Consider the following 22738-nt stretch of genomic DNA (forward strand, 5'->3'; position numbering starts at 1 on the left):
CAATATCAATCCGGTTCCAATCCATACCTTGCAGGCATGGCGACCGGATGAGCGGCCTCACTGGCGCGTGGTGAAGCTCCAGCGCTGCTCCGCCGCCAGCGCGTTGCCCTGCAGGTCCTTGATGCGCGGCTCGGCCGTGCCGCCGCGCACGACCACGGTGTAGCTGGCCAGGGCCAGCAGCGTCGGGTTCGGGTTGAGCGTGGCGCGCAGGGTCGAGGCATCCCAGGTGACGACCGAGGGCACCACCGCGCCGGCGGCGTCGCGCAGCTCGATGGTGGCGGTGCCGACGCTGGCCGCATCCAGCGCCTCGCTGAAGGTGAGCACCACGTTGGCCGTGCGCGACACGCCGGTGGCGCCGCCGGCCGGCGTGGCCGCCGCCAGCGCCGGCGCCGTGGTGTCGGCCGGCGCGGTGGTGCTGAACACCACGTCCACCCAGTAGTTGCCGCTCTGCCAGGTGGCATTGGGGAACTGCTGGGTGCCGGCGTAGGCGTACACGCCGTTGCCGCCGCTCTCGCCGTTGCGCAGCGCGCGCAGCGGCGGGTTGTCCACCCCGGCGCTGGCGAACTGCCCGCTGGTGAAGGCGTAGCCGCCGCGCGGGGCCAGGTACGAGGCAACGTACACCGTGTTGGCCGCGATCGCCACAGGGCTGGCGAAGCGCACCTCCTGCCAGCCCGAGGCCGTCTCGTTGACGAAGGTGGCGCTGGCCAGCAGGTTGCCGCCGCTGGTCCACAGCGCGCCGACGTGGGTGCCGGTGTTGGCACCGCCCTTGTAGAAGCGCACGCCGAGGATGTAGCCGGCCACGTCGGAGCGGAACTTCACGCCCAGGTTGACCGAGCCGGTGTCGTTGGCGCTGGCCGTGGCCGGCACGGCCGAGGCCGTCCAGATCGAGGTGGCGCTGCCCGCGGGCTGCGGCGCGGCGCCTTCGTCGCTGCCGATCTCGCGCACGTAGGCGGCCAGCTTCGCGATCTCGGTGTCGGTGGCGGCGACGTTGGCGTGGGCGCGGATCGCCGCTTCCAGCGTGGGCGCAGAGCCGTCGTGCAGGTACGGCGCCGTGGCCCAGGCGTCGCGCAGCGTGGGCGGATCGATGCCGGACAGCGGGGCGCCCAGGCGCTGCCCGCTCGACGCCTTGACGGTGCCGATGTTCGAGAGCACGCCCGCGCCGCTGCTGGTGAAGGCCGTCCCGCCGTGGCAGGCGGCGCAGTTGCGGCTGGCGAACAGCGCCCGCCCCTCCGCGGCCGTGGCCGAGAGCGTGGCCGCGGCGGGCCGGTGCGGGCTGGGTGCGAAGGCATCGAGCGAGGCCACGTAGGCCGCCAGCGCGTCGAGCTCGGCCGAGGCGCCGGCCTTGCGGTCGCCCAGCGGCTGGCGACGCGTGCCGGTGTTGAAGGCGGCATCGCTCATCAGCCCGGTGCCGCCGGCCAGCGTGCGGATCTGGCCCTCGAAATCCTGCACCTCGTCGAAGTTGGCGCTCCAGTGCAGGAAGCCCTGTGCCCCGGCGCGCCCGCGCAGCGCCGTGGTGTTGCGCAGCCCCTCGCCCAGCCCGGTGAGGTCCCAGGTGCGGCCGTCGTGGCCGCCGTCGGCGTGGCAGCTGGCGCAGCTCATGTAGCCGTCGCGCGCCAGGCGCGTGTCGCGCGCGTCGTAGAACAGCCGCTTGCCCAGCAGCACCTGCGGCGCCAGGCGCTCGGCGCCGACGGCCGCCACCTCGGCCAGCAGCGGCACGCGCAGCTCGCCGTATTGCGCGAGCCGCGCCAGGTCATACACGCCCAGGGTGCGGTCCATGAAGTTGTTGACGAACAGCCGCCGCCCGTCGGCCGACAGCGCCAGCCCGTCCGGCGCCCGGCCCGCGGCGAAGCGCAGGATCTCCTGGCGCCGCACCGGGTCGATGAGCGCCACCTCGCGGCTGGTCTGCAGCGCCACGAACAGGTAGGCGCCGCTGGGGTGGAACGCCGCCGCGCTGCCCAGGCCCGAGTTGTCGTGGTCCACCCGGGCGGCCGTGTCCTCGCTCCAGGTGGCGAGGTCGATGCGCGAGCTGACGGCGCGCACCGTGTTCTGGAAGTCCAGGTTCTGCCCGTTGCGCAGCAGGCCGCGCCGCACGTTGTCCTGCTTGGACGGCACCCAGGCGCTGGCGCCGTTGGGCGCGATCGCGGCCGCGCCCAGGTAGTTGGGCAGCCCCGATCCTTGCAGCGTCGTGTCGGCCCGGTCGCTGTGGCGCAGCACCAGCGTGCGCTCGACGTTCAGGCCCGCGGCGGCGACCACCACCACCTCGCCGCCGCGCGGGCTGCCGTCGGCCGCGGTGGTGGACACGGTCGCCGTGCCCTCGCCGGGCAGCGGCGGCGAGATGAAGCGCGACACCAGCACCCGCGCGCCGTCGGCGGTGACGCTGACGTGGCGCGCGTGCGCGCCCACGTCGAGCGTGCCCAGCGTGGCGCCGGTGGCGGGGTCGAGCCTGAGCAGCTGCCCGCGCGCCTCCAGCGCCAGCCAGGCGCCGCTGCCGCCAGGCGCGAAGGCCAGGCCGAAGGGGGCGCTGCCGCGCGGCAGCGCCACGGTCTGCACCACCGCCAGCGAAGACGGGCTGATCACGGACAGCGTCGCGCTGCCGCGGTTGGCGACCCAGATGCGCCCGTCCGGCGCCACCGCCACGCTGCGCGGCGCGGTGCCCACGGGGATCTCGGCCACGCGCGCCAGCGTCGCGGCGTCGAAGACGCTGACGCTGTCGTGGTCCTGGTTCACCAGCCAGACGCGGGCGCCGGCGCCGCTGCGGTTCTCCACCACGACGTTGGAGGAGCCCACCGGGCGCGCGCTGCCGGCGGGCGGGTCGAACACGGCTTGCGTGAAGCTCAGCGTGCGCACGCTGCCGTCCGCCCGCGTGGCGGTGAGCGTGACGAGGTACAGCCCGGCGGCCGTGAAGCGATGGCTCGCGCCGGCCGCGGTCGAGGGCGCCGTCGGCGGCGAGCCGTCGCCGAAGTCCCAGGCGTAGGTGGTGCCGCTGCCGCCGTTGGAAGACGCGGCGTAGCTGGCGCTCGCGCCCGTGGCCACGGGCGGTGCGGCCACCGGCTCCAGCGCGAAGGGCGCGGCCGTGACCGTCCAGTTGAAAGCCTGGCTGGCGCTGCCGCCGCGGCCATCGCTGACCTGCACCGTGACGGCCCAGGTGCCCGTGTTGCCGGGCGTGCCGCCGATGGCGCCGCTGGCGGCGCTGATCGACAGCCCGGGCGGCAGCCCCGTGGCGGTCCAGGACAGGGGGTCGCCGTCGGGGTCGGAGGCGCTCAGGTCCAGCGCGACGGGCTGTCCGGCGACATCGCTGCGGTCGGCCACCGGCGCCAGGGTGGGCGCGCGGTTCACGTCGCCCCCGCCACCGCCGCCCCCGCCGCCCGGTCCGGCGGCCACGTTCCAGACCAGCGTGGTGCTGGTGGAGGTGACGGCGTTGGCGGCGGTGAGCGTGACGGGGAAGCGCCCGGCCTGCGTGGGCGTGCCGGCGATGGCGCCGGTGGCGGCGTCGATGGCCAGCCCCGGCGGCAGCCCGGCCGCGCGCCACGACGTGACTCCGCTGCCGGCCAGGGCCAGCGACAGCGCCGTGCCGGTGGCGCCGGCCTGGTCGCCGGGGTTGGCGATGCGCGGCGCGTCCTCGCCGTGCACGCGCAGCATGCGGGCCACCGAGGGCACGCCGGCGGCATCGAGCGCGAACAGCATCCAGTAGCCCGGCAGCAGGATGCCCGGGTTGTCGGGCAGCTCCACGGCATAGGCGTTGGTGCCGGCCGGGGCAAAGCTGAGGGCCACCCGGCGCTGGTCGTTGTTGACGCTGTGGGTGACCGAGCCCAGGCGTACCAGCGCGAAGCCGGTGACGGGCGAGTCGGTGGTCACGGCGATGCGCGCGCCGTGCACGGCCTCGCCGGGGGCGGCGGTGATGGCCGGGCGCGTGGCGGGGCTGCCGTCGGCATTGAGCAGGTAATGCGGGGTGTAGATCTGCAGGTCCGGGTGGTTCGCAGCGCAGCCCGCGCCGCACAGCCCGCCGCCGGCGGAGAGCACGCGCGCGTCGGGCAGCAGCAGCGCCACGCTGTGGTAGGTGCGCGCCACCGACATCGGCGGCAGCAGCGTGAAGGTTTCGGTCGCCGGGTCCCAGAGCTCGGGGCGTAGCACGGCGGTGGCGTCGTTGAAGTTCTTCGCGTAGGTCATGCCGCCGACGAGCATCACCTGCCCGTTGGGCAGCACCACGCTGTTGTGGTAGGTGCGCCGGTAGGCCATGGGCGCGAGCTTGCGCAGCTGCACGCCGGCGCTGATGTCGATGAGGTAGGCGTTGGCCGTGGCGTCCGCATCCTCGTAGGCGGGGGCGCCGCCGGTCTTGAGCACCTTGCCGGCGGCGTACATCACGGCATTGCCGTTGACGCTGAAGACGTCGTCGCCGCGCGGGCCCGCGGGGGTGACGCTGCCGTCGCCCCGGGTGTCGATCCAGTGCATGGCCACGCCCGGGCCGGCGTGGAACACCCGCCCGTTGCCCGCGGGGATGAGCCAGAAGTGGCTGTCGCCGCCGAAGCTGCTGTTGGCCGGCGAGGGATCGACGGAGAGGAACGGGTCCACCGGCACGCCGGGCAGGCGCTTCCAGCCGCCGGACGGCGTCCAGACCTCGCCGTGCTTGTTGCCCACGGGCATGCTCGAATTGACGCTCCAGGAGCCGCCCAGCGTGAACACCGAGCCGTCCTCCAGCACGCAGTTGGCCTGGTAGCCGCGCGGGATGTTCATCCGCGCGCCCGTGCTCCAGGTGTTGGTGGCCGGGTCGTAGAGGCTGGTCTTGGCGGCGTCGATGCCGCCGCTGATGAGCAGCCGCCCGTCGGGCAGGTTGCTGGTGCCGGGACAGAACATGTTGTGCCCGGTGTTGGAGACGAAAGTCTCGGTCGCGGTCTGGGTGGCCGGGTCGAACACGGTGGTGTAGGTGCGGCCCTCGGAGAAGAAGGAAAAGCGCGTCTCCGACGACCACAGCAGCACCTTGCCGTTGGGCAGGTTGGCCGCGGCCGCGGGCACCAGCGACAGCCCGATCACGCCCGACCAGCGGCCCTGGCCCGGGGCGGCGATGGCCTGCGCCATCTCGCGCGCCGCCGGCGCGCGGCTTGCGGCCTCGCGCGGCGCGTCGCCGCCGCCGCAGGCGGCCAGGGCCAGCAGCGCCAGCAGCGCTGCCGCGCGGCGCCTGGCGCCCGGTTGCGAGCCCGATGGCAGACCCGGTGGCTGTTGCATGGAGGCATTCCCTTCAAGGACCGGCACTCGGACAGCCCGTGGCCTGGTGCGGGCGACGGGCGGCTGCGCTGAAGTCTAGGAAGTGGCCCGCGCCCCCGCAGGTGCGCGAAAAAGGGAAAACCGTAACTATCGCAACCATCGCGCAACCGCTCGTGCACGGCACACTGCCCCCATGCCGCCGCCAGTCCCGCCCCGATTCCGGCCCGCGCCCGCGGCGGCCGTGGCGCTGCTGCTGGCGGGGTTCATGGCCCCTGCCCCGGCGCCCGACCGGGCCCACGGGCAGGGGCTTTTTCACGGCCCGGCGCCGCTGCGGGCCTGGATCGCCGGTCAGGACTTCAGCCTGCCGGCGCATGCCGCGCGCTGCGCCAACTGCCATGGCGCGGCGGCACCGCAGCGCGTGGCGCCGCTGCTGAGCGCGGCGGGCATGACGCAGCCCGTGGCGCGCCGCGGCGGGCCGCCCTCGCGCTACGAGGCCGACTCCTTCTGCCGGCTGCTGCGCACGGGCGTGGACCCGGCCTTCGTGACCGTGACGCGCGCCATGCCGCGCTACGAGCTCTCGGACGTGGAGTGCCGGGCGCTGTGGCTGTACCTGACGGAAGCAGGCCATGACTCCTGATGCCATCCCCGCCGGCTTGCGGGCTGCGCCGCGGCGGCGCCTGCTGCTGGCCGCCCTGGCGGGGCTGGCCGGCGCGGCCGCGCCGCGGGCGCAGACGGCGGCCACCGCGCACGACAGCCTGGGCCCGGTGCGCCCGCCCGTGGCGGTGCCGGACTGGCCCCTGGTGGACGAGACGGGCCGGCCGTTCCCGTTGCGCGCTCACCTGAGTGGCCGGGTCACCGCGCTGCAGCTGGTCTTCACCGGCTGCAGCGCCGCCTGCCCGATCCAGGGCGCGCTCTTCGCCGCCGTGGCGCCGCGGCTGCGGGAGATCCAGGGGCCGCAGGCGCAGCTGCTGTCGCTGAGCATCGATGCGCTGGGCGACACGCCTGCGGCGCTGAAAGCCTGGATGGCGCGCTTCGGCGCGCACCCGGCCTGGCACGCTGGCCTGCCGCGCGCACAGGACGTGGACGCGGTGCTGGACTTTCTGCGCGGCCGCGCCCGCGGCGCCGACCGGCACACCGCCCAGGTCTACCTCTTCGACCGCCGCGCCCGGCTGGCCTGGCGCACCGTGGAGATGCCGCCCGCGGCGCAGGTGGTGTCGCTGCTGCAGTCACTGGCGGGGGATTGACGCCGCTGCCCGGCCTCAATCCCCCGCCACCAGCGCCGTCAGCCGCCAGCGCCCGTCGGGCAGCCGCACGGCGACCCAGGCGGCCTCGGGCTCCAAGGGGGCGGCCAGCGGCACAATGGCGCTGTCGAGCGTGGCCAGCACCGGCGCCGCCGCGGCCGGTTCCATGTGCACCGGCACGCGCGGGCCCAGCAGCGCGACATGCTCGAACGGATCGATCTCCTGCGGCCAGGCGCTGTAGACGTAGGGCGCGGCAAAGCCGTCCGGCCCCATGAAACTGCCGCCCAGCGCCAGCGCGCCGGCCAGCGTCTCCCACAGCCGGCTGTCGCGGCCCTCGGGCTTCCAGCGCCGGCGGAACGCCGCGGCGCCGTCGTCGCCGCCGAAGCCGTTGCGCACGTGGGGATGCACCACCGCCAGCACGGCCGCCGCGTCGCGTCGCGCCAGGGCGGCCTGCAGCCGGGCGCGGAAGGCGAAGAAGTCGGCATCGCGCACCGCCTCGTCCACCGGCGCGAAGGCGCGCGGGCCCGGCGCAGGCGCGGTGGCGGCGGCCGATGCCGCCTTGCCCGCGGCGCCGGCCTCTACCGCGCCGGCCGCGTCGGCCGCGGCCCCTGCCGGCCCGGCCACCAGCGCCAGCACGAGCGGCAGCGTTGTCCTCATGTCAGGCCGCACGCACCAGCCGCAGCGGCACGCCCGGCGGGCGCGGCGCCGCGGCCTGGTGCAGCACCTGCAGCAGCGCGTCCAGGTCCACGGGCTTGGTGAGGTGGCCGTCGAAGCCGGCCTCGCGCGAGCGCGAGCGGTCCTGGTCCTGGCCCCAGCCGGTGACGGCCACCAGCACCGGGCAGTGAGGGCCCAGGCGCGCGCGCGCGGCGCGTGCCACCGCGTGGCCGTCGCGCCCGGGCATGCCGATGTCGAGCAGCGCCACGTCCGGGCGCGATTGCTCCAGCAGCCGCAGCGCCTCCTCGCCGTCGGCGGCGCTGAGCACGGCATGGCCGTGCAGCGCCAGCAGTGCCGCGAGGCTGTCGCGGGTGTCGTCGTTGTCGTCGGCCACCAGCACGCGCAAGGCGCCCGCGCTGCCGGGCCGCGGCGCGCCGGCATCGGCGACCGCCAGCGGCACGCGCCCGCGCGGCACGCACAGCGTGAACTCGCTGCCCTGCCCGATGCCGCCGCTGCGCGCCTCGATGCGCCCGCCGTGCAGCTCGGCCAGCCCGCGCGCCAGCGCCAGCCCGATGCCCAGGCCGCCGGCGCTGCGGTCGTCGTGCGCGGCCACCTGCGAGAACATGCCGAACACCGTGGGCAGCACCTCGGGCGCGATGCCGATGCCGTCGTCCGCCACCGACACCACGACTTCGGCGCCCTCCACCGCCGCGGCCAGCCGGATGTGGCCGCCGGGGTCGGTGTACTTGGCGGCGTTGGTGAGCAGGTTGGAGAGGATCTGCGCCAGCCGCAGCGGGTCGGCCTCGAAGTGCACGGGCGCGTCGGGCGCGGCCACGTCGAGGCGGTGGTGCTTGGCGTCGAGCAGCGGGCGCGCCGTCTCGACGGCCGCGTCCAGCACCGCGCGCAGCTCGGTGTCGCACTTGCGCAGCGCGAGCTGTCCGCGCGTGACGCGCGACATGTCGAGCAGGTCGTCCAGCAGCAGCGCCATGTGGCCGACCTGGCGGTCGATGACCTCGTGGCTCCAGCGCCGCTGCGCCTCGCTGGCATTGGGCGCGCGCGACACCTGCGCCGCCTGCCGGATCGGCGCGAGCGGGTTGCGCAGCTCGTGCGCCAGCGTGGCCAGGAACTCGTCCTTGCGCCGGTCCGACTCGCGCAGCGACTGCTCCTGGCGCTGGCGCTGCGTCACGTCGGTGAACCACAGCGCCACGCCTTCGGGCACCGGCGAGGCCGTGACGTGCCAGCAGCCGCTGCCCGGGCCCTGCGGCTGCCATTCGAACTCGCAGGGCCGGCCCCGCGTGGCCGCGGCCAGGAAGGGTTGCAGCGCCGCGTCGTCGCCGCCCAGCGCCTCGCGCAGCAGCGAGCGCGCCGGCAGCAGCGCGCGGCCGAACAGCGCCGCCGCGGCGGCGTTGGCCCAGGCCCAGCGCAGGTCGGCGGCCACGCCCGGCGCGGTCCACACCGGCTCCAGGATGCCGAAGGGCAGCGGCGAGGACGCCAGCACCCCGGCCAGGCGCTCGTCGGCTTGCTGCGCGCGGCGCTGCGAGCGCTCGCGCTCGGCATGCACCGCGGCCTTGCGCGCGCAGATGTCGGCCAGCCTCTGCTGGCGCTCGTCGGGCGCGCCGGGCTGCGCGCCGTGCACCGCGATCACGCCCAGCACCTGCCCGTCCAGCGCGATCAGCGGCGTGGCGTGCACGCTGCGGAACCCTTCCGCGCGGGCCAGCGTGCGCCAGGGCGCGAAGCAGTCGTCGGTCTCGGTGTCGCGCACCACCACGCGGCGCGCGCGCTGCACCGCCAGGCCGCAGGCGCCGTGACCCACGCCGACCTGCGCCAGCTCGCGCAGCGCCCAGGGGCTGAAGCCCTCGCCGGCGGCCAGCGCCAGTTCGGCGGCGGGCGGCTCGTACAGCGACACCAGCCCCTGCGAGGCGCCGTGCAGCCGGCACAGCGCCTGCAGGATCAGGCCCAGCTGCTGCGCCAGCGTGCGCGCCTCCAGCAGCCGGGTGCTGAGCTCGTGAAGCGCCTGCAGATCCGTGACCTGCCGGCTCAGCTCGGCCTGGGACGGCCGCGCCGGGCGGAACGGCCAGAACGGCAGCACGCCGCGAAGGGAGAGGAACATCGTGGTGCCGGTCCTTGTCTTGGACTTCAGCCTATGGGAAGCCGGTCGGCAGGCTGTAACAACATCAGCAGGGGCTGGGCCAAGGGCCCGAGCCTCTCCCCGGGGCCGTGCCGGGCCGCTCCAGGGAGCGGCGGCGCAGAGGGCGCGGCGGCCTCAGCGCGGCGCGGAGGCCGCTGCCGGCGGCAGGGGCATCGGCTCGGTGGGCCTGGTTTCCGCGTCGCGGGGCACGCCGCTGGACGAGGCCGGCTCGACGGTGCGCAGCTCGCGCAGCACGCCCCCGCCGGTGACGCTGCCGCTGGTGGCGCCGCCGGTGATGCGCCGCTCGCACTCGGCGCGGTCCGCCGCGGGCAGCGGCTGGCAGCGCAGCAGCGCGTTCTGCGAGTAGCGGTCCTGCGGCACCGGCTCGTCATTGCGGCGCCCGCCGCGCGCCTCGGCGTAGGCCGCGGAGGCCTCGCGCAGGCAGGTCGCCTGGTCCTGCCCGCTGCGCCCGCTCAGGCAGGCGGCGCGTTCGCGCTCGTAGGTCGAGCGGGCATCGTCGGCAGCCGACACCACGGCGGCAAAGCCCGTGGACGCCAGCGCCAGGATCACGAAAGCTTTCATGTCCACACCTCCCAAGGCACCCGGGCAAGGCTCGGACCCGCCGAGCGGGTCCGAGCGGCCCGACAGCCATTGGAGCCGCCCGGCGCGGACGGCGTCCAGCGCGCGGCGGTCACGGCGTGTCAGGAAACGCGCTCGTCGGCTACAGCATGTAGACGGCGCGCGGACGGCGCGGCTACTCCTGGGTGGGCGAGGCCGGCAGATCCGGCGCGCGGGCCGGCGCCGATTCCTGCTCCACCAGCGCGCAGCCACGCGACAGTTCGACCACGAGGCTGGTGTCGTCCAGCCAGAGCGTGGGCGCGCCCCCGAAGCTCGTGACCCGCCAGTCCACCCTCACCGGCACGAGGCGCGTGGTGCTGGTGGTGTTGACGACGCAGGCGTGGCGGCTGAAGGCATGCGATTCCCAGGAGCCCAGCGTCTCGGAGCCGCCGTCGGTGCTGTCGAAGGCAAAGGTGTCGGGACCGTAGGTGCTCGCGCGCGGGTTGCCTTCCGCGCCGTCGATCACGACGCGCAGTTCGCACCAGTTCTGCCCCGTGCCCCCGGAGCAACGCGACTCGGCGTCGAAGCCCACGTTGACCAGCACGCGGGAGTTGGGTGGCACGGGCACGCGCGTGGTCAGGCCCGGCACCGTGCGGAACACGGTCGTGGTGGTGGTCAGCGGATTGGTGTTGGTCAGGACGCGCTTGTAGAAATGCGCCCCGCCGGTGAACTCGCGCCGCCCGTCGGGCGCGGCGTGGGCCACGGCGGTAACGCCCAGCAGGGCGGCCAGCAGGCCCAGGGTGGCAGTGGTACGGCGAGAAGCGGAAGCATCGGAAGCATTGGAAGCAGCCATGTCCATCTCCTGTGTGCTTGGGTCGCCGCCAGCCCGCACGGCCCAGGCATCCGCCGCGGCGGCGGGCTGGGGCCTAGGAAAGCTAGGCGCCGCGCCGCGCGGGGACAAGAAAATGGAGGTAAAGGCTGCGCGCCCCGGTCAGGGACGCGTCCGCAGGTTTCCGTCGGAAACGATGTTGGCGCCAGGCCCGGGCGCTGTGCGCCGTGCGTTGGCGCGAATCAGCCGTAGTCGTAGAAGCCGCGCCCGGTCTTGCGGCCCAGGCGGCCGGCCTGCACCATCTCGCGCAGCAGCGGCGCGGGGCGGTACTTCGGGTCGCCGAAGCCCTCGTGGAAGACTTCCATGATGCTGAGCATGGTGTCCAGCCCGATGAGGTCGGCCAGCGCCAGCGGGCCGATGGGGTGGTTGCAGCCGAGCTTCATGCCGGCGTCGATGTCCTCGGCCGTGGCCAGGCCCTCCTGCAGCACGAAGATGGCCTCGTTGATCATCGGGCACAGGATGCGGTTGACGACGAAGCCCGGGCTGTTCTTCACCGTCACCGGCGTCTTGCCCACGGCCTGCGCGAAGGCCGCGGCCAGCGCGTGCGTGGCGTCCGAGGTTTGCAGCCCGCGGATCACCTCCAGCAGCCCCATCAGCGGCACCGGGTTGAAGAAGTGCAGGCCGATGCAGCGCTCGGGCTTGTCCAGCACCGCGGCGAGCTGGGTGATGGAGATCGACGAGGTGTTGGACGCGATCACGGCGTCCGATCCGACGATGCCCTCGACCTGGCGCAGGATGCGCAGCTTCAGGTCCGGGTTCTCGGTGGCGGCCTCGATGACGATCTGCGCGTCCTTGAGCTGCGCGTAGTCGGTGGTGCCGGTGACCAGCGCCAGCGCCGCGTCCTTCTGCTCAGGCGACAGCTTTTCCTTCTTTACCAGCCGGTCCAGGCTGCCGGAGAGCGTCTTGACGCCGCGCTGCACGGCTTCGTCGGAGACGTCCACCATCACCACCCGGATGCCGGCCACGGCGCACACCTGCGCGATGCCGTTGCCCATGGTGCCCGCGCCAATGACGCCGATGCGCTCGATCTTCATGACTGCCCTCTCGTTGGACTAGTGGAAACCCGGGAGGGTAACGCGTGGAAAGGGCGATATCGGCATCACGCGTGACGGCGGGAACTGACATGGCGCCCCGGCCTGGGTACGTGCCGAGGCGACGAACTGCCTTGTCCCGAGCGAGGCCAACCAATCTCCGTGCGGCGGCACGATGACGGCGGCGTTCGTGAACTATTTCACGCAGCCAGAACTTTCCTGGCATGAGTCGTCATGAAGCCTGCGGCAACTGGTATTCGGCGGTCGCGGCGCGCGGATGATGTCAGCGAAGAACTGCTTAGGCCGCATCAGGGCACAGGGCATTGGAGGTCTGATTAACGTTAGGCTTTGGAGGACCCACGGTTGACGCCCGACATTGTTTTAGCCGAACTTGAACGGTACGAGTCCGAACTCACGCGAATCCTGTGTAGGTTCAGGCGAACTTCTAATGGAATCTACATCGGCGAAGGAGATGATTCTCTATACCGCCAGTACGCCCGGGAGCTCGTTGACCTATACAACGACGCGCTTGGCCCCAACGTCTACTCCAAGCAACTATCAGTGGAGTACTCGAACGGCTTTGGGATGTATGGAGCACCATCGTATAAGGGTGTGGAAAACGTCTTGGCTGTTGTCAAAGCTTCTATTACGCGTCTGCGCCGTTCCCCTGATCTTCTGACCAAGAAAGAGAGTCAAGACGCGCTACAGCACCGTGAGAACGTGTTCATTATTCACGGGCGAGATGAAGCCAAGTGGCGAGAACTAAAGGACATAGTTAAGTCCGAGTTCCGCTTGAAACCCATCGTCTTGCTGGAACAGCCCGATGCGGGCTGCAAGACAGTCATCGAGAAATTTGAGAAGTACGCCCAGACATGTACCTATGCGATTGCCGTGTTTACACCGGACGACGAGGTGCGCTCGGGATCGGGCGTCTACCTCCAGGCCCGACCAAACGTCATCTACGAACTGGGCTGGTTCTGCGGCAGCCTGGGGCGCGGTGGCGCAATGCTCTTGTTGAAGGAAGGCACTGAACTCTTCTCGGACTTTGGCGGAATAGTTCAAAAGCGCTTCAAGCACAACGTTTCAGAGAGGCTTCTTGAAATCCGGCGCGACTTGGAAGCAGCAGGCGTCCTGTCGCCGGCCGAGGCCTAATTAACGTTAGGTGTCGCATACGCCGCATGCCGTCTTTACACCGCCTGATCGCAAGCTGACTGCAACGCTGCAAATCAATTTTCGACAGGCAAAAGGCAAGACCTGACCCCTGGAGCTCTGGAGGCTGCGTGACATATCGCTTATGGCCGGCTACCCGGCTGGCACTTCTTGCGGGCAGCGCTACGAAAATCGGTACAAGGCTACGTGTCCTCTTCGGCATGCTTGGACCAAGCGGTCCAAATAGTTTCAGGGCTACTCCCAACCCTGCTTTCCAGCGGACCGAAAAAAGCTGCGCTTCTTCCGGCCACTGAACTCACATGTTAGGCCCCTCACAAAGCAGTCCAACTCCAGGGAGACGCAAATTGGTGACCTCAAGCGAGAGCAAGAAGCTAGTCGCTGTCCCGACGGCGATTGCCGGCGCATTAGGAGCGGCGCTGATCGCCGGGTTTGGGCCCGAGCTCTGGAAGTGGTTCTTCTCCACGAAGCCACCGATAGAGTATGCGGTGAAGGTATACAGCACAGCAGCCAGCAACCCTCCTATTGCTCAGGCGCTAGTTCGCCTCACTCTGCCTGATAGAAAAATCGGCCCAAGCGAAACCGATCCGAATGGGGTGTCTTTGATTCCATTCCATGCCAAGTACGGAGATCAGAAGGTAACAATACATGTGGAAAAAGCTGGCTACGACAGTCGCGAAAAGCAGGTAGACCTACCAATCTCTTCAGCCGCTCATTCAATTTACTTGACACCGCTATCAATTGTTGCAGCTCTCCGCCCAGCGTTGCCAGCAAGTTCAGCATCGTCGGCAAACACGGCAGCAAGCGCACTACCGCCTCCACTTGTAGCCCCTCAGCTTGGCGGTCAATCGGAAATTGCCTGGATTCAGTCATCTGGCCCTCGCCCAAGCGGGTTGGGTAGCGCATACAGCGAATGGTATGAGCTTTGCTCCGAGCCCACACCGCATGGCTACGTAATTCGAAATGTTGAGTTTCGCCTGGAGGGAGACAGATCCTGTGGTGCATGGGCTGAATGCCGAGAATCCCACAGAACCCCAGAGAGGGTTTGCTATCAGTTTCGGCTACAGGGCCACAATGAATGGTTTCCCCTAAGGCCCGCATATACACAAGGAATACTCCGCGTTGTCCTTGCCAAGCAGTGAGCGTGGGGCCTAACGCCTCGCTCGAGCGGAGCGCCAACGGCAGGCCACCAGGCCCCGGCCAGTGGTACGCTGAGTGGCCGGGGTCACAATGGCCGGGGTCACCCATTAGCCGTCTCCGTCAATAGGGGTGAGCGCGTCCCCGCACTACCCCGCGCGTCTTTACCAACATTTCCGTCCAGCAAGTTCGCCACACACTTGGTTCTCAGTTCATGGTTACGCCCGCGGCGCACCAGTCACCCATCAGGATCAAGACCTTGGCAACTCGCGCTGCCAGGCCCCTGGCTGCATTCGCAGCCCCAGAAAACCTTCTGTTCCTCACCGTGTCCAAACAAGCAGCTGAAATTTCAGCCGCACAGGTCCATGGCTTCACCCAAAAGTGATCCAACCCCAAGTGGCTCGCGGTGCGGGCGCAGCAAACCTCTGTAATCGGGCGGGATCAACGGCGGCGTGCAATCAGGTCTGATGGTTCTTCCAACCCCATGGCAATACTGCCGCCGTTGTCCCATTGAATCAGTTGCTTGCTATCCAAATGCCTTTCCCGCATCGAATGAGGAGCCACTCTTCATCACATGAAAGCAAGCCCTGGCAAGCTTGTGCGCCACTGCCTTGATAGCTACCACGGGCAAGGTCTTGGCACACGCAAGAGCTTGTTGGAGTTTGTCAATCAGGCGTTCATCGAATCACCCGACAACTGTTGTTTGTGGAAATTGAATTGCAGATGGACCGAAAGCAGCCAAGGTCATCAGCACGAATTCGGCTTTTTGGAGCAGCCCGACAAGATTACAATAAGGCCTTCTTAAACCACGATGACCGACAAATCCATGAACCCAGCGCCAAATCCAAAAGAATCAGTATCCCGCCGGCCCAGCGCCAAGGGAATGGCGACCGCACTGCTCTTCGTCGGCATCCTGGGCGTCCTGGGCTATTCCGCGCTGTCCGGCAACGAGAACGTGGCTGTGAAAGCCACCTGTGAAAATGTCGCCGAAGGGTATTCATGCACACTGACCGGCGACAACAAGCAGCCCGCCACCCTGGATGTTTGCTGGTCCATCAACCGGGTGTGCGAAAACGGCCTCAAATCAAGCTTGCACCAATGCCGGACGATTTATTTTGAGCCGGGTCAGCCGTCGAAAACCATGTTCGAGAACTCGGCATTCGAGAACAACCAGAAGTGCGACAAGGTATCGTCCTACGTGATTGGAGACATCAACATTGGCAATGCGCGCACGTTGCCGTCAGGCACGGCAAAGCCATAAGGCCAAGCGGCTCGTTCGTCCTGCTCCATACCGCGCGGCCGCGCCCTGACGCAAGCAATGAACGAGCCGTCATTGCCAGCCGTTTCCATAGCTCCCATATTGCAATACCGCTTCCATGCCCTTCAGCCACCAGGCTGAATTGCGGCCGAAGTCGAATGCCGAGCCCCGGGCGCTAGGGCAATCGCCTTCGTGAATACGTCACGACCGTCACCCCCTGTCGGTTCCATTCTCCGGATCGACCGCTACGCTCATCCTTCGAAAAAGAAACTTCGCCGCGCGGCGGCAACCAGGGAGCATCCATGAAGATGAATTTCAAGGCGATGGCGGCGGCCGCCTTCGTGGCGGCCGGCGTGGCCGTGCCGGTCCAGGCGGCAACGCTGACTTTCCAGAGCCAGCCCGTGGGCCTGTTCGGGTCGCTGGCCGAAAGCGGTTTCGTGCTCACCCACGACCCGCTTGACGGCAGCATGCAACCGGAAGTGGCCGACGTGGGCGGTAACCACGTGCTGGTGGACAGCACGCCGTTCGACTGGTTCGGCTCCGGCTTCACGCTGCGGCGCCAGGACGGCGGCGCCTTCAACCTGCACTCGGTGGACGTGCTCAACCTGGATGGCCTTTTCTACAATCCCATCTTCAAGGTCTTCGTCGGTCCCTCGCAGGCCAGCTGGACCGAGCTGACGCCGAATTTCGGCACGGTGGCCATCAATATGGTCAACGTGACCTCGGCTTTCTTCGGCATCGTGAGCCATGCGCCATGGGGCCTGAATTACGCCCTGGACAACATCGTCGCCACGCCGGTGAACGTGTCCGCCGTGCCGGAACCCTCGACGCTGGCGCTGCTGGTATTGCCCGTCCTGGGCCTGGCCGGCCGCGCGCGGCGCCGGCACCACCGTCCGGCCTGATCCGCCCAAAAGCAAAAGGGGCCGCACCCGCGGCCCCCGTCTTTCTCCCGTGCCGTGTGCCTCACATGCTGCGCCGGTACTGCCCCCCGACTTCAAACAGCGCCCCGGTAATCTGCCCCAGCGAGCAGACCCGCACTGCGTCCATCAGCACGTCGAAGACGTTGCCGCCTTCAATGACGGCCTGCTGCAGCCGCTGCAGCATGGCAGGAGCCGCGTCGGCATGGCGGGCGTGGAAATCGGCCAGCCGCTGCAATTGCGATTGCTTTTCCTCCTCGGTCGAACGCGCCAGCTCGATATGGTCCGGCACCGGGTCGCCGTGCGGATTGCGGAAGGTATTCACGCCGATGATCGGATGCTCGCCGGTGTGCTTGAGCATCTCGTAATGCATGCTCTCTTCCTGGATCTTGCTGCGCTGATACCCCGTCTCCATCGCGCCCAAAACCCCGCCGCGCTCGGCGATGCGCTCGAATTCGGCCAGCACCGCCTCCTCCACCAGTTCCGTCAGCTCGTCGATGACGAAGGCGCCCTGGTTCGGGTTCTCGCATTTCGCCAGGCCCCACTCACGGTTGATGATCAATTGAATGGCCATCGCGCGGCGCACGCTTTCCTCGGTCGGCGTGGTGATGGCCTCGTCGTAGGCATTGGTGTGCAGCGAGTTGCAGTTGTCGTAAATCGCGATCAGCGCCTGCAGCGTGGTGCGGATGTCGTTGAAGGCAATCTCCTGCGCGTGCAGGCTGCGGCCGCTGGTCTGGATGTGGTATTTCAGTTTCTGCGAGCGGTCGTTGGCGCCGTAGCGGTCGCGCATCGCCACCGCCCAGATGCGCCGTGCCACGCGGCCCAGCACGGTGTATTCCGCATCCATGCCGTTGCTGAAGAAGAAACTCAGGTTCGGCGCGAAATCGTCGATGTGCATGCCGCGCGCCAGATACGCCTCCACCAGGGTAAATCCGTTGGAAAGCGTGAAGGCCAGCTGGCTGATCGGGTTCGCGCCGGCCTCGGCAATGTGGTAGCCGGAAATCGACACCGAGTAGAAATTGCGCACCCCGTGCTGCACGAACCACTGGGCGATGTCGCCCATCACCTTCAGGCTGAACTCGGTGGAGAAGATGCAGGTGTTCTGGCCCTGGTCCTCCTTCAATATGTCGGCCTGCACCGTGCCGCGCACGTTGGCCAGCACCCAGGCGCGGATCTTCGAGGCCTCGTCGGCGGTCGGCTCACGCCCGTTGTCGGCGCGGAATTTCTCCAGCTGCTGGTCGATGGCCGTGTTCATGAACATGGCCAAAATCGTCGGCGCCGGCCCGTTGATGGTCATCGACACCGAGGTTTCCGGCGAGCAGAGATTGAAGCCGTCGTAGAGCACCTTCAAATCGTCGAGCGTGGCGATGCTCACGCCCGAGTTGCCGACCTTGCCGTAAATGTCGGGGCGCGGGTCGGGGTCGGCGCCGTAGAGGGTGACGGAATCGAAGGCGGTCGAGAGCCGTTTGGCCGGCATGCCTTCGGACAGCAGCTTGAAGCGCCGGTTCGTGCGGAAGGCGTCGCCCTCGCCCGCGAACATGCGCGTCGGGTCCTCGTTCTCGCGCTTGAAGGCAAACGTCCCGGCGGTGTACGGGAAGCTGCCCGGCACGTTCTCCAGCAGCAGCCATTTCAGCTGCTCGCCGTGGTCCTCGAACTGGGGCAGCGACACCTTGCGCACCTTGTTGCCCGACAGCGTGGTGTGCGTCAGGCCGGTGCGGATTTCCTTGTCGCGGATCTTCACCACGTACTCGTCGCCGGCGTAGGCGCGCTGCAGGTCGGGCCACTGGTCGAGCAGCTTCTTCGCCGCCGGGTCCTGGCGCTGCGCGCGCGCCTCGGCCAGGCGCAGCACGGTCTGGCGCGCGCCGTCGCGCTCCGGGTTGTCCTCGTGCAGCATGCGCGCGCTCTCGCGCAGCTGCTGCAGCTCGCGCGATAGCCGCGCCTGCTCGCGCGCGCGCCGCTTGTAGCCACGCACGCTCTCGGCGATGTCGGCCAGGTAGCGCGTGCGCGAGGCCGGCACGATGGCCGCGCCCTGCGTGCTGTGGCGCGTGTCCACCTGGGGCAGCCGCCCCTCGCGCAGCGGCAGCCCCAGCTCGCCGAGACGGGCCCTCAGCGCCTGGTACAGCGCGGTCACGCCGTCGTCGTTGAAGCGGCTGGCCATCGTCCCGAAGACGGGCATCTCTTCCGGCCGCTGCATGAACGCCTCGCGGTTGCGCTGCACCTGCTTGGCCACGTCGCGCAGCGCGTCCTGCGCGCCCTTGCGGTCGAACTTGTTGATGGCCACGAACTCGGCGAAGTCGAGCATGTCGATCTTCTCCAGCTGGCTCGCGGCGCCGAACTCGGGCGTCATCACGTACAGCGGCACGTCCACCAGCGGCGCGATGGCGGCGTCGCCCTGGCCGATGCCCGAGGTCTCGACGATTACCAGGTCGAAGCCGGCGCACTTGCAAGCGGCGATCACGTCGGGCAGCGCGGCGCTGACCTCGCTGCCGGCCTGACGCGTGGCCAGGCTGCGCATGTAGACGCGCGACCCCTGCTGCCACGGGCCGATCGCATTCATGCGGATGCGGTCGCCCAACAAGGCGCCGCCGCTCTTGCGCCGCGACGGGTCGATGGAGACGACGGCCACGCGCAGCGCGTCGTCCTGGTCCAGCCGCAGGCGGCGGATGAGCTCATCGGTCAGGCTGCTCTTGCCCGCGCCGCCGGTGCCGGTGATGCCCAGCACGGGCACGCGCGTCTCCTTCGCGCCCGCGTGCAGCGCGGCCACCAGGCCGGCGTCGGCGGCGCCGGCTTCCAGCGCCGTGATGAGCTGCGCCAGCGCGCGCCAGGCCGCGTCGCCATGGCCGCGCAGGGCGCCAATGTCCGCGGGCGCGGCCTGCGCCAGGTCGCGGTCGCAGCGCATCAGCATCTCGCCGATCATTCCCTGCAGGCCCATGCGCTGGCCGTCCTCGGGGCTGTAGATGCGCGCCACGCCGGCGTCCTGCAGCTCGCGGATCTCTGCCGGCACGATCACGCCGCCGCCGCCGCCGAAGACCTGGATGTGCTCGCCGCCGCGCGCGCGCAGCAGCTCCACCATGTACTTGAAGAACTCGACGTGCCCGCCCTGGTACGAGCTCACCGCGATGCCGTGCGCGTCCTCCTGCAGCGCGGCGGTGACGATCTCGTCCACGCTGCGGTTGTGGCCGAGGTGGATCACCTCCGCGCCCATGCCCATGAGGATGCGCCGCATGATGTTGATGGCCGCGTCGTGCCCGTCGAACAGCGCGGCGGCGGTCACGAAGCGCAGCCGGTGCGTCGGGCGGTACTCGGCAAGCGACTTGAATTCGGCGGACAGGTCGGTCATGGCGGCGTCTCCGTAGGGAATGTCTTTATCCCGCGACGATAGGCCCTGCCGCGCCGCCGCGCGATGGCGCCGGACCTCAACCTTGCTGGCGTTTTTTGCCAGTCCCGCGCACTAGACTCGGCACCCTGCCCCGGCCGTACTGGCCCGCCGCCACAGCAGCGGGCCGCGGCCAGCCCGCCAACGCCGCCGTCAGCCCCGTGGAAGAAAAGGACAGCAAGGACACCGTCTCCATCGCCTTCGTGCAGGCCGCCGTGACGCGGCTGGAGGCGCCGGGCTGCGCGCGCGCGCTGGCGGCCGCCGGCATCCCGGCCGAGCTGCTGCGCACGGCGCAGTCGCGCGTCACGGCCGACGCCTTCGCCGCGCTGTGGCTCGCGGTCGCGGCGGAGATGGACGACGAGTTCTTCGGCCTGGACCCGCGCCGCATGAAGCCCGGCAGTTTCGCCTTGCTGTGCCGCTCGCTGCTGCCGGCGGTCGACCTGGGCCAGGCGCTGCGGCGCGTGCTGCGCGGTTTCCAATGCCTGCTCGACGACGTGTCGGGCGACTTGCAGGTGCTGGGCGACGAGGCGGTGCTGCGCGTGCGGCTGCGGCAGGCCGATCCGGACGCTCGGCGCTTCGCCTGCGAAACCTTCCTGGTGCTGGTGCACGGGCTGATGTGCTGGCTGGCCGGGCGGCGCGTGCCGCTGCGCTGGGCGCGCTTCGGCTTCCCGGCGCCGGACCACGCCCGCGAGTACGCGCTGATGTACTCGCCGCAGCTGTCCTTCGGCGCGCCCGACACGGCGGTGGCCTTCGACGCCGCGCTGCTGGCCGCGCCGGTGGTGCCCGACGAGCGCGGGCTGAAGAGCTTCCTGGCCGCGGCGCCGCGCTCGGTGTTCCTGAAGTACCGCAACGAGGACGGCACGGCCGCGCGCGTGCGCCGGCGCCTGAAGCCGTGCGTGGAGGCCGGCGCGCCGTGGCCGCGGCTGGAGGCGGTGGCGGCCGAGCTGCACGTCAGCGCCAACACGCTGCGCCGGCGCCTGGCCGCCGAGGGCGCGAGCTGGCAGGGCCTCAAGGACGCGCTGCGCCGCGACGCCGCCATCCACCTGCTGACCGAAACCCGGCTGAGCGTCGAGGCCATCGCCACGCGGCTCGGTTTCGAGGACGCCAGTGCCTTCCACCGCGCCTTTCGCAAGTGGCTGAACATGCAGCCGGGCGAGTACCGGGCGCGCGCGGCGCCGCAGGCCGGCAGCGCCTCCCTGCCCGCGGCTGCGCGCTGAGCCGGACATTTCACACCCCCGCCACGCTGCCGCGTCGACCGCCCGGTACACTCGCGCCCGTTTTTGGACAGCGCTATCCAGGTGGGGGAGCGCAAACAGGAAGTACGTGATGCAACTCGGGATGGTGGGACTGGGCCGCATGGGCGGCAACCTCGTGCGGCGACTGATGCGCGCTGGGCACGAGTGCGTGGTGTTCGATGCCGACCCCGGCACGGTGGAGAAGTTGGCCAGTGAAGGCGCCGTGCCCGCGCAGGACATCGAGGCGCTGGTGGCGCGGCTGCCGGCGCCGCGCGCGGTGTGGGTGATGCTGCCGCACGGGCAGATCACCGAGGACACGATCGCCGCGCTGGCGGCGCGGCTTGAGCCGGGCGACGTGATCATCGACGGCGGCAACACGCACTTCCACGACGACGTGCGCCGCGCGGCGAGCCTGCGCGAGCGCGGCGTGGAGTACCTGGACGTCGGCACCAGCGGCGGCGTGTGGGGCCTGGAGCGCGGCTACTGCCTGATGATCGGCGGCGAGGCCGCGGTGGTGCAGCGCCTGGCGCCGATCTTCGAGACGCTGGCCCCGGGCGCGGGCGACATCGGCCGCACGCCGGCGCGCACCGTTGCGAGCGAAACGACGCCGGCCGAGCGCGGCTGGCTGCACTGCGGCCCGGCCGGCGCGGGGCACTTCGTGAAGATGATCCACAACGGCATCGAGTACGGAATGATGCAGGCCATGGCCGAGGGCTTCGACATCATGCGCAGCGCGAGTAAACCGCAGGTGCCCGCCGCGCGCCGCTACGAGCTGCCGCTGGCCGACATCGCCGAGCTGTGGCGGCGCGGCAGCGTGGTGTCGAGCTGGCTGCTGGACCTGGCCGCCGACGCGCTGGCCGAGAACGAAAGCCTCTCCAACTTCTCCGGCGTGGTGCAGGACTCGGGCGAAGGCCGCTGGACGGTGGAAACCGCCATCGAGGAGGCCGTGCCGGCGGAAGTGCTCACCGCCGCGCTCTACACCCGCTTCCGCTCGCGCCAGGACCACACCTACGCCGAGAAGATGCTCTCGGCGCTGCGCTACAAGTTCGGCGGGCATGTGGAGGTGAAGAAGTAATACGGAACGGACTTATCCGCCGGACAACCCCTTTCCGTTCGCCCTGAGGTATCGAAGGGTGGACGACCCGCACCGTGGTGCGGGCATCCGAGCCTGTCAGATTCGGCCTTCGATGCGCGTAGCGCACCCTGTGCTGAGGTATCGAAGCATCAGTCCGAACGGTTCATGGAGCCCACAGCTTCTGGCCTCCCTACCAGCCTGACGGCTTCACCCTTCGATGCGCCGCAGGCGCACCCTGTCCTGAGGTATCGAAGGGTCAGGGCGAACGGGGTGGTGTTCGAGGACCAAATGCGATGCGTATAAGGTACAGACCCACTGCTGTCCGGGATAACCGGCAAGAGCTGGCAGCCAGTTGGCACGGGCGGCCCGCACCCTGCTTCGTCATTCCCGCGAAGGCGGGAATCCAGGCGGTCCCCAAGCCAGCCATCGGCTGATGCGAAACGCCTGCCGTGCCTTGGGTCTCGGCATTCCAACCGACCAGCTATCGGCGACTTGGGGGCCGCATGGATCCCCGCCTGCGCGGGGATGACGAAGTAGTGGGCACCACCGACCAGCAGATAGCTGACGGCTGACGGCTGACATTCCAGCGCCGGCTTCACGTACGAAACGAGTGCGACACCCATGAAAAAGCCCGGCCAAGCCGGGCTTTTTCCGTTGCGCCGTCAACGCGGCGCCCTGCACCGCGCCGCCCGGATCACAGCTCCTTCAGCAGCTTCTGCACCTCGTCCTGCTGCCTGAACTCCTTGCCCAGCGCGGCCAGGGCCGAGAGCTCGGTGCGGGCCTGCGCGCGCTGGCCGGCGTCGAGGTACAGGCGCGCCAGCGTCAGCTTCCACAGCGGGTTCTTCGGGTCCAGCGCGACCACCTTCTTCTGCA

General features: G+C 69.9%; 15 protein-coding genes. 7 read left to right on the plus strand and 8 right to left on the minus strand.

All coding sequences use genetic code 11. The features are described from left to right. Positions 1-57: 57 nt before the first annotated feature. Positions 58-5220 carry a DUF4082 domain-containing protein gene (locus tag FJ694_RS30025; RefSeq protein WP_157271214.1) on the minus strand — a complete coding sequence of 1721 codons (5163 nt, stop codon included), beginning with the start codon at positions 5218-5220 and terminating at the stop codon, positions 58-60. Positions 5221-5392: 172 nt separating this feature from the next. On the opposite strand from FJ694_RS30025, the gene FJ694_RS30030 reads away from it, so the two are divergent. After that, positions 5393-5836, plus strand: coding sequence for a hypothetical protein (locus FJ694_RS30030; protein WP_157271215.1), 444 nt, complete (start codon positions 5393-5395; stop codon positions 5834-5836). Further along, positions 5826-6443 (plus strand): SCO family protein, encoded by a 618-nt coding sequence (locus FJ694_RS30035; protein ID WP_232540291.1) that lies wholly within the window; start codon positions 5826-5828, stop codon positions 6441-6443. The genes FJ694_RS30030 and FJ694_RS30035 overlap by 11 nt, the downstream gene beginning before the upstream one ends. A gap of 15 nt (positions 6444-6458) precedes the next feature. Here FJ694_RS30035 and FJ694_RS30040 read toward each other — a convergent pair whose 3' ends face one another. From FJ694_RS30040 to FJ694_RS30060, 5 genes are all read right to left on the minus strand, one after another. After that, positions 6459-7097 carry a hypothetical protein gene (locus FJ694_RS30040; protein WP_157271216.1) on the minus strand — a complete coding sequence of 213 codons (639 nt, stop codon included), beginning with the start codon at positions 7095-7097 and terminating at the stop codon, positions 6459-6461. Between the two features lies 1 nt (position 7098). Further along, positions 7099-9204, minus strand: coding sequence for a hybrid sensor histidine kinase/response regulator (locus tag FJ694_RS30045; RefSeq protein WP_157271217.1), 2106 nt, complete (start codon positions 9202-9204; stop codon positions 7099-7101). 153 nt (positions 9205-9357) lie between these two features. Beyond that, the gene (locus tag FJ694_RS30050) at positions 9358-9804 is read right to left on the minus strand and encodes a hypothetical protein (protein WP_157271218.1); all 447 of its coding nucleotides are present in this window, start codon (positions 9802-9804) and stop codon (positions 9358-9360) included. 172 nt (positions 9805-9976) lie between these two features. Continuing rightward, positions 9977-10633 (minus strand): hypothetical protein, encoded by a 657-nt coding sequence (locus FJ694_RS30055; RefSeq protein ID WP_157271219.1) that lies wholly within the window; start codon positions 10631-10633, stop codon positions 9977-9979. Positions 10634-10851: 218 nt separating this feature from the next. Beyond that, complete coding sequence (locus tag FJ694_RS30060) at positions 10852-11703, minus strand: 3-hydroxybutyryl-CoA dehydrogenase (RefSeq protein ID WP_157271220.1); 852 nt, start codon at positions 11701-11703, stop codon at positions 10852-10854. Positions 11704-12063: 360 nt separating this feature from the next. Here FJ694_RS30060 and FJ694_RS30065 point away from each other — a divergent pair, with 360 nt between their 5' ends. The 3 genes from FJ694_RS30065 to FJ694_RS30075 all read left to right on the plus strand — a co-directional run bounded on the left by FJ694_RS30065 (position 12064) and on the right by FJ694_RS30075 (position 16164). Beyond that, the gene (locus FJ694_RS30065) at positions 12064-12852 is read left to right on the plus strand and encodes a TIR domain-containing protein (protein WP_157271221.1); all 789 of its coding nucleotides are present in this window, start codon (positions 12064-12066) and stop codon (positions 12850-12852) included. 1963 nt (positions 12853-14815) lie between these two features. Continuing rightward, entirely contained in the window at positions 14816-15265 is a 450-nt protein-coding gene (locus FJ694_RS30070) for a hypothetical protein (RefSeq protein WP_157271222.1), read from the plus strand. A gap of 299 nt (positions 15266-15564) precedes the next feature. After that, positions 15565-16164, plus strand: coding sequence for a PEP-CTERM sorting domain-containing protein (locus FJ694_RS30075; RefSeq protein ID WP_157271223.1), 600 nt, complete (start codon positions 15565-15567; stop codon positions 16162-16164). Between the two features lie 61 nt (positions 16165-16225). Here the strand turns inward: FJ694_RS30075 and icmF are convergent, their stop codons facing one another. Beyond that, positions 16226-19519 (minus strand): fused isobutyryl-CoA mutase/GTPase IcmF, encoded by a 3294-nt coding sequence (gene icmF, locus FJ694_RS30080; protein ID WP_157271224.1) that lies wholly within the window; start codon positions 19517-19519, stop codon positions 16226-16228. Between the two features lie 197 nt (positions 19520-19716). On the opposite strand from icmF, the gene FJ694_RS30085 reads away from it, so the two are divergent. Both FJ694_RS30085 and gnd read left to right on the plus strand, forming a co-directional pair. Continuing rightward, entirely contained in the window at positions 19717-20772 is a 1056-nt protein-coding gene (locus FJ694_RS30085) for an AraC family transcriptional regulator (RefSeq protein WP_157271225.1), read from the plus strand. Between the two features lie 109 nt (positions 20773-20881). Then, complete coding sequence (gnd, locus tag FJ694_RS30090; RefSeq protein ID WP_157271226.1) at positions 20882-21865, plus strand: phosphogluconate dehydrogenase (NAD(+)-dependent, decarboxylating); 984 nt, start codon at positions 20882-20884, stop codon at positions 21863-21865. 694 nt (positions 21866-22559) lie between these two features. Here gnd and FJ694_RS38060 read toward each other — a convergent pair. Next, the gene (locus tag FJ694_RS38060) at positions 22560-22727 is read right to left on the minus strand and encodes a tetratricopeptide repeat protein (protein WP_375140270.1); all 168 of its coding nucleotides are present in this window, start codon (positions 22725-22727) and stop codon (positions 22560-22562) included. Positions 22728-22738 lie beyond the last annotated feature (11 nt).

Source organism: Azohydromonas aeria (assembly GCF_009760915.1).
GTDB classification, from domain to species: Bacteria; Pseudomonadota; Gammaproteobacteria; order Burkholderiales; family Burkholderiaceae_C; genus Azohydromonas; species Azohydromonas aeria.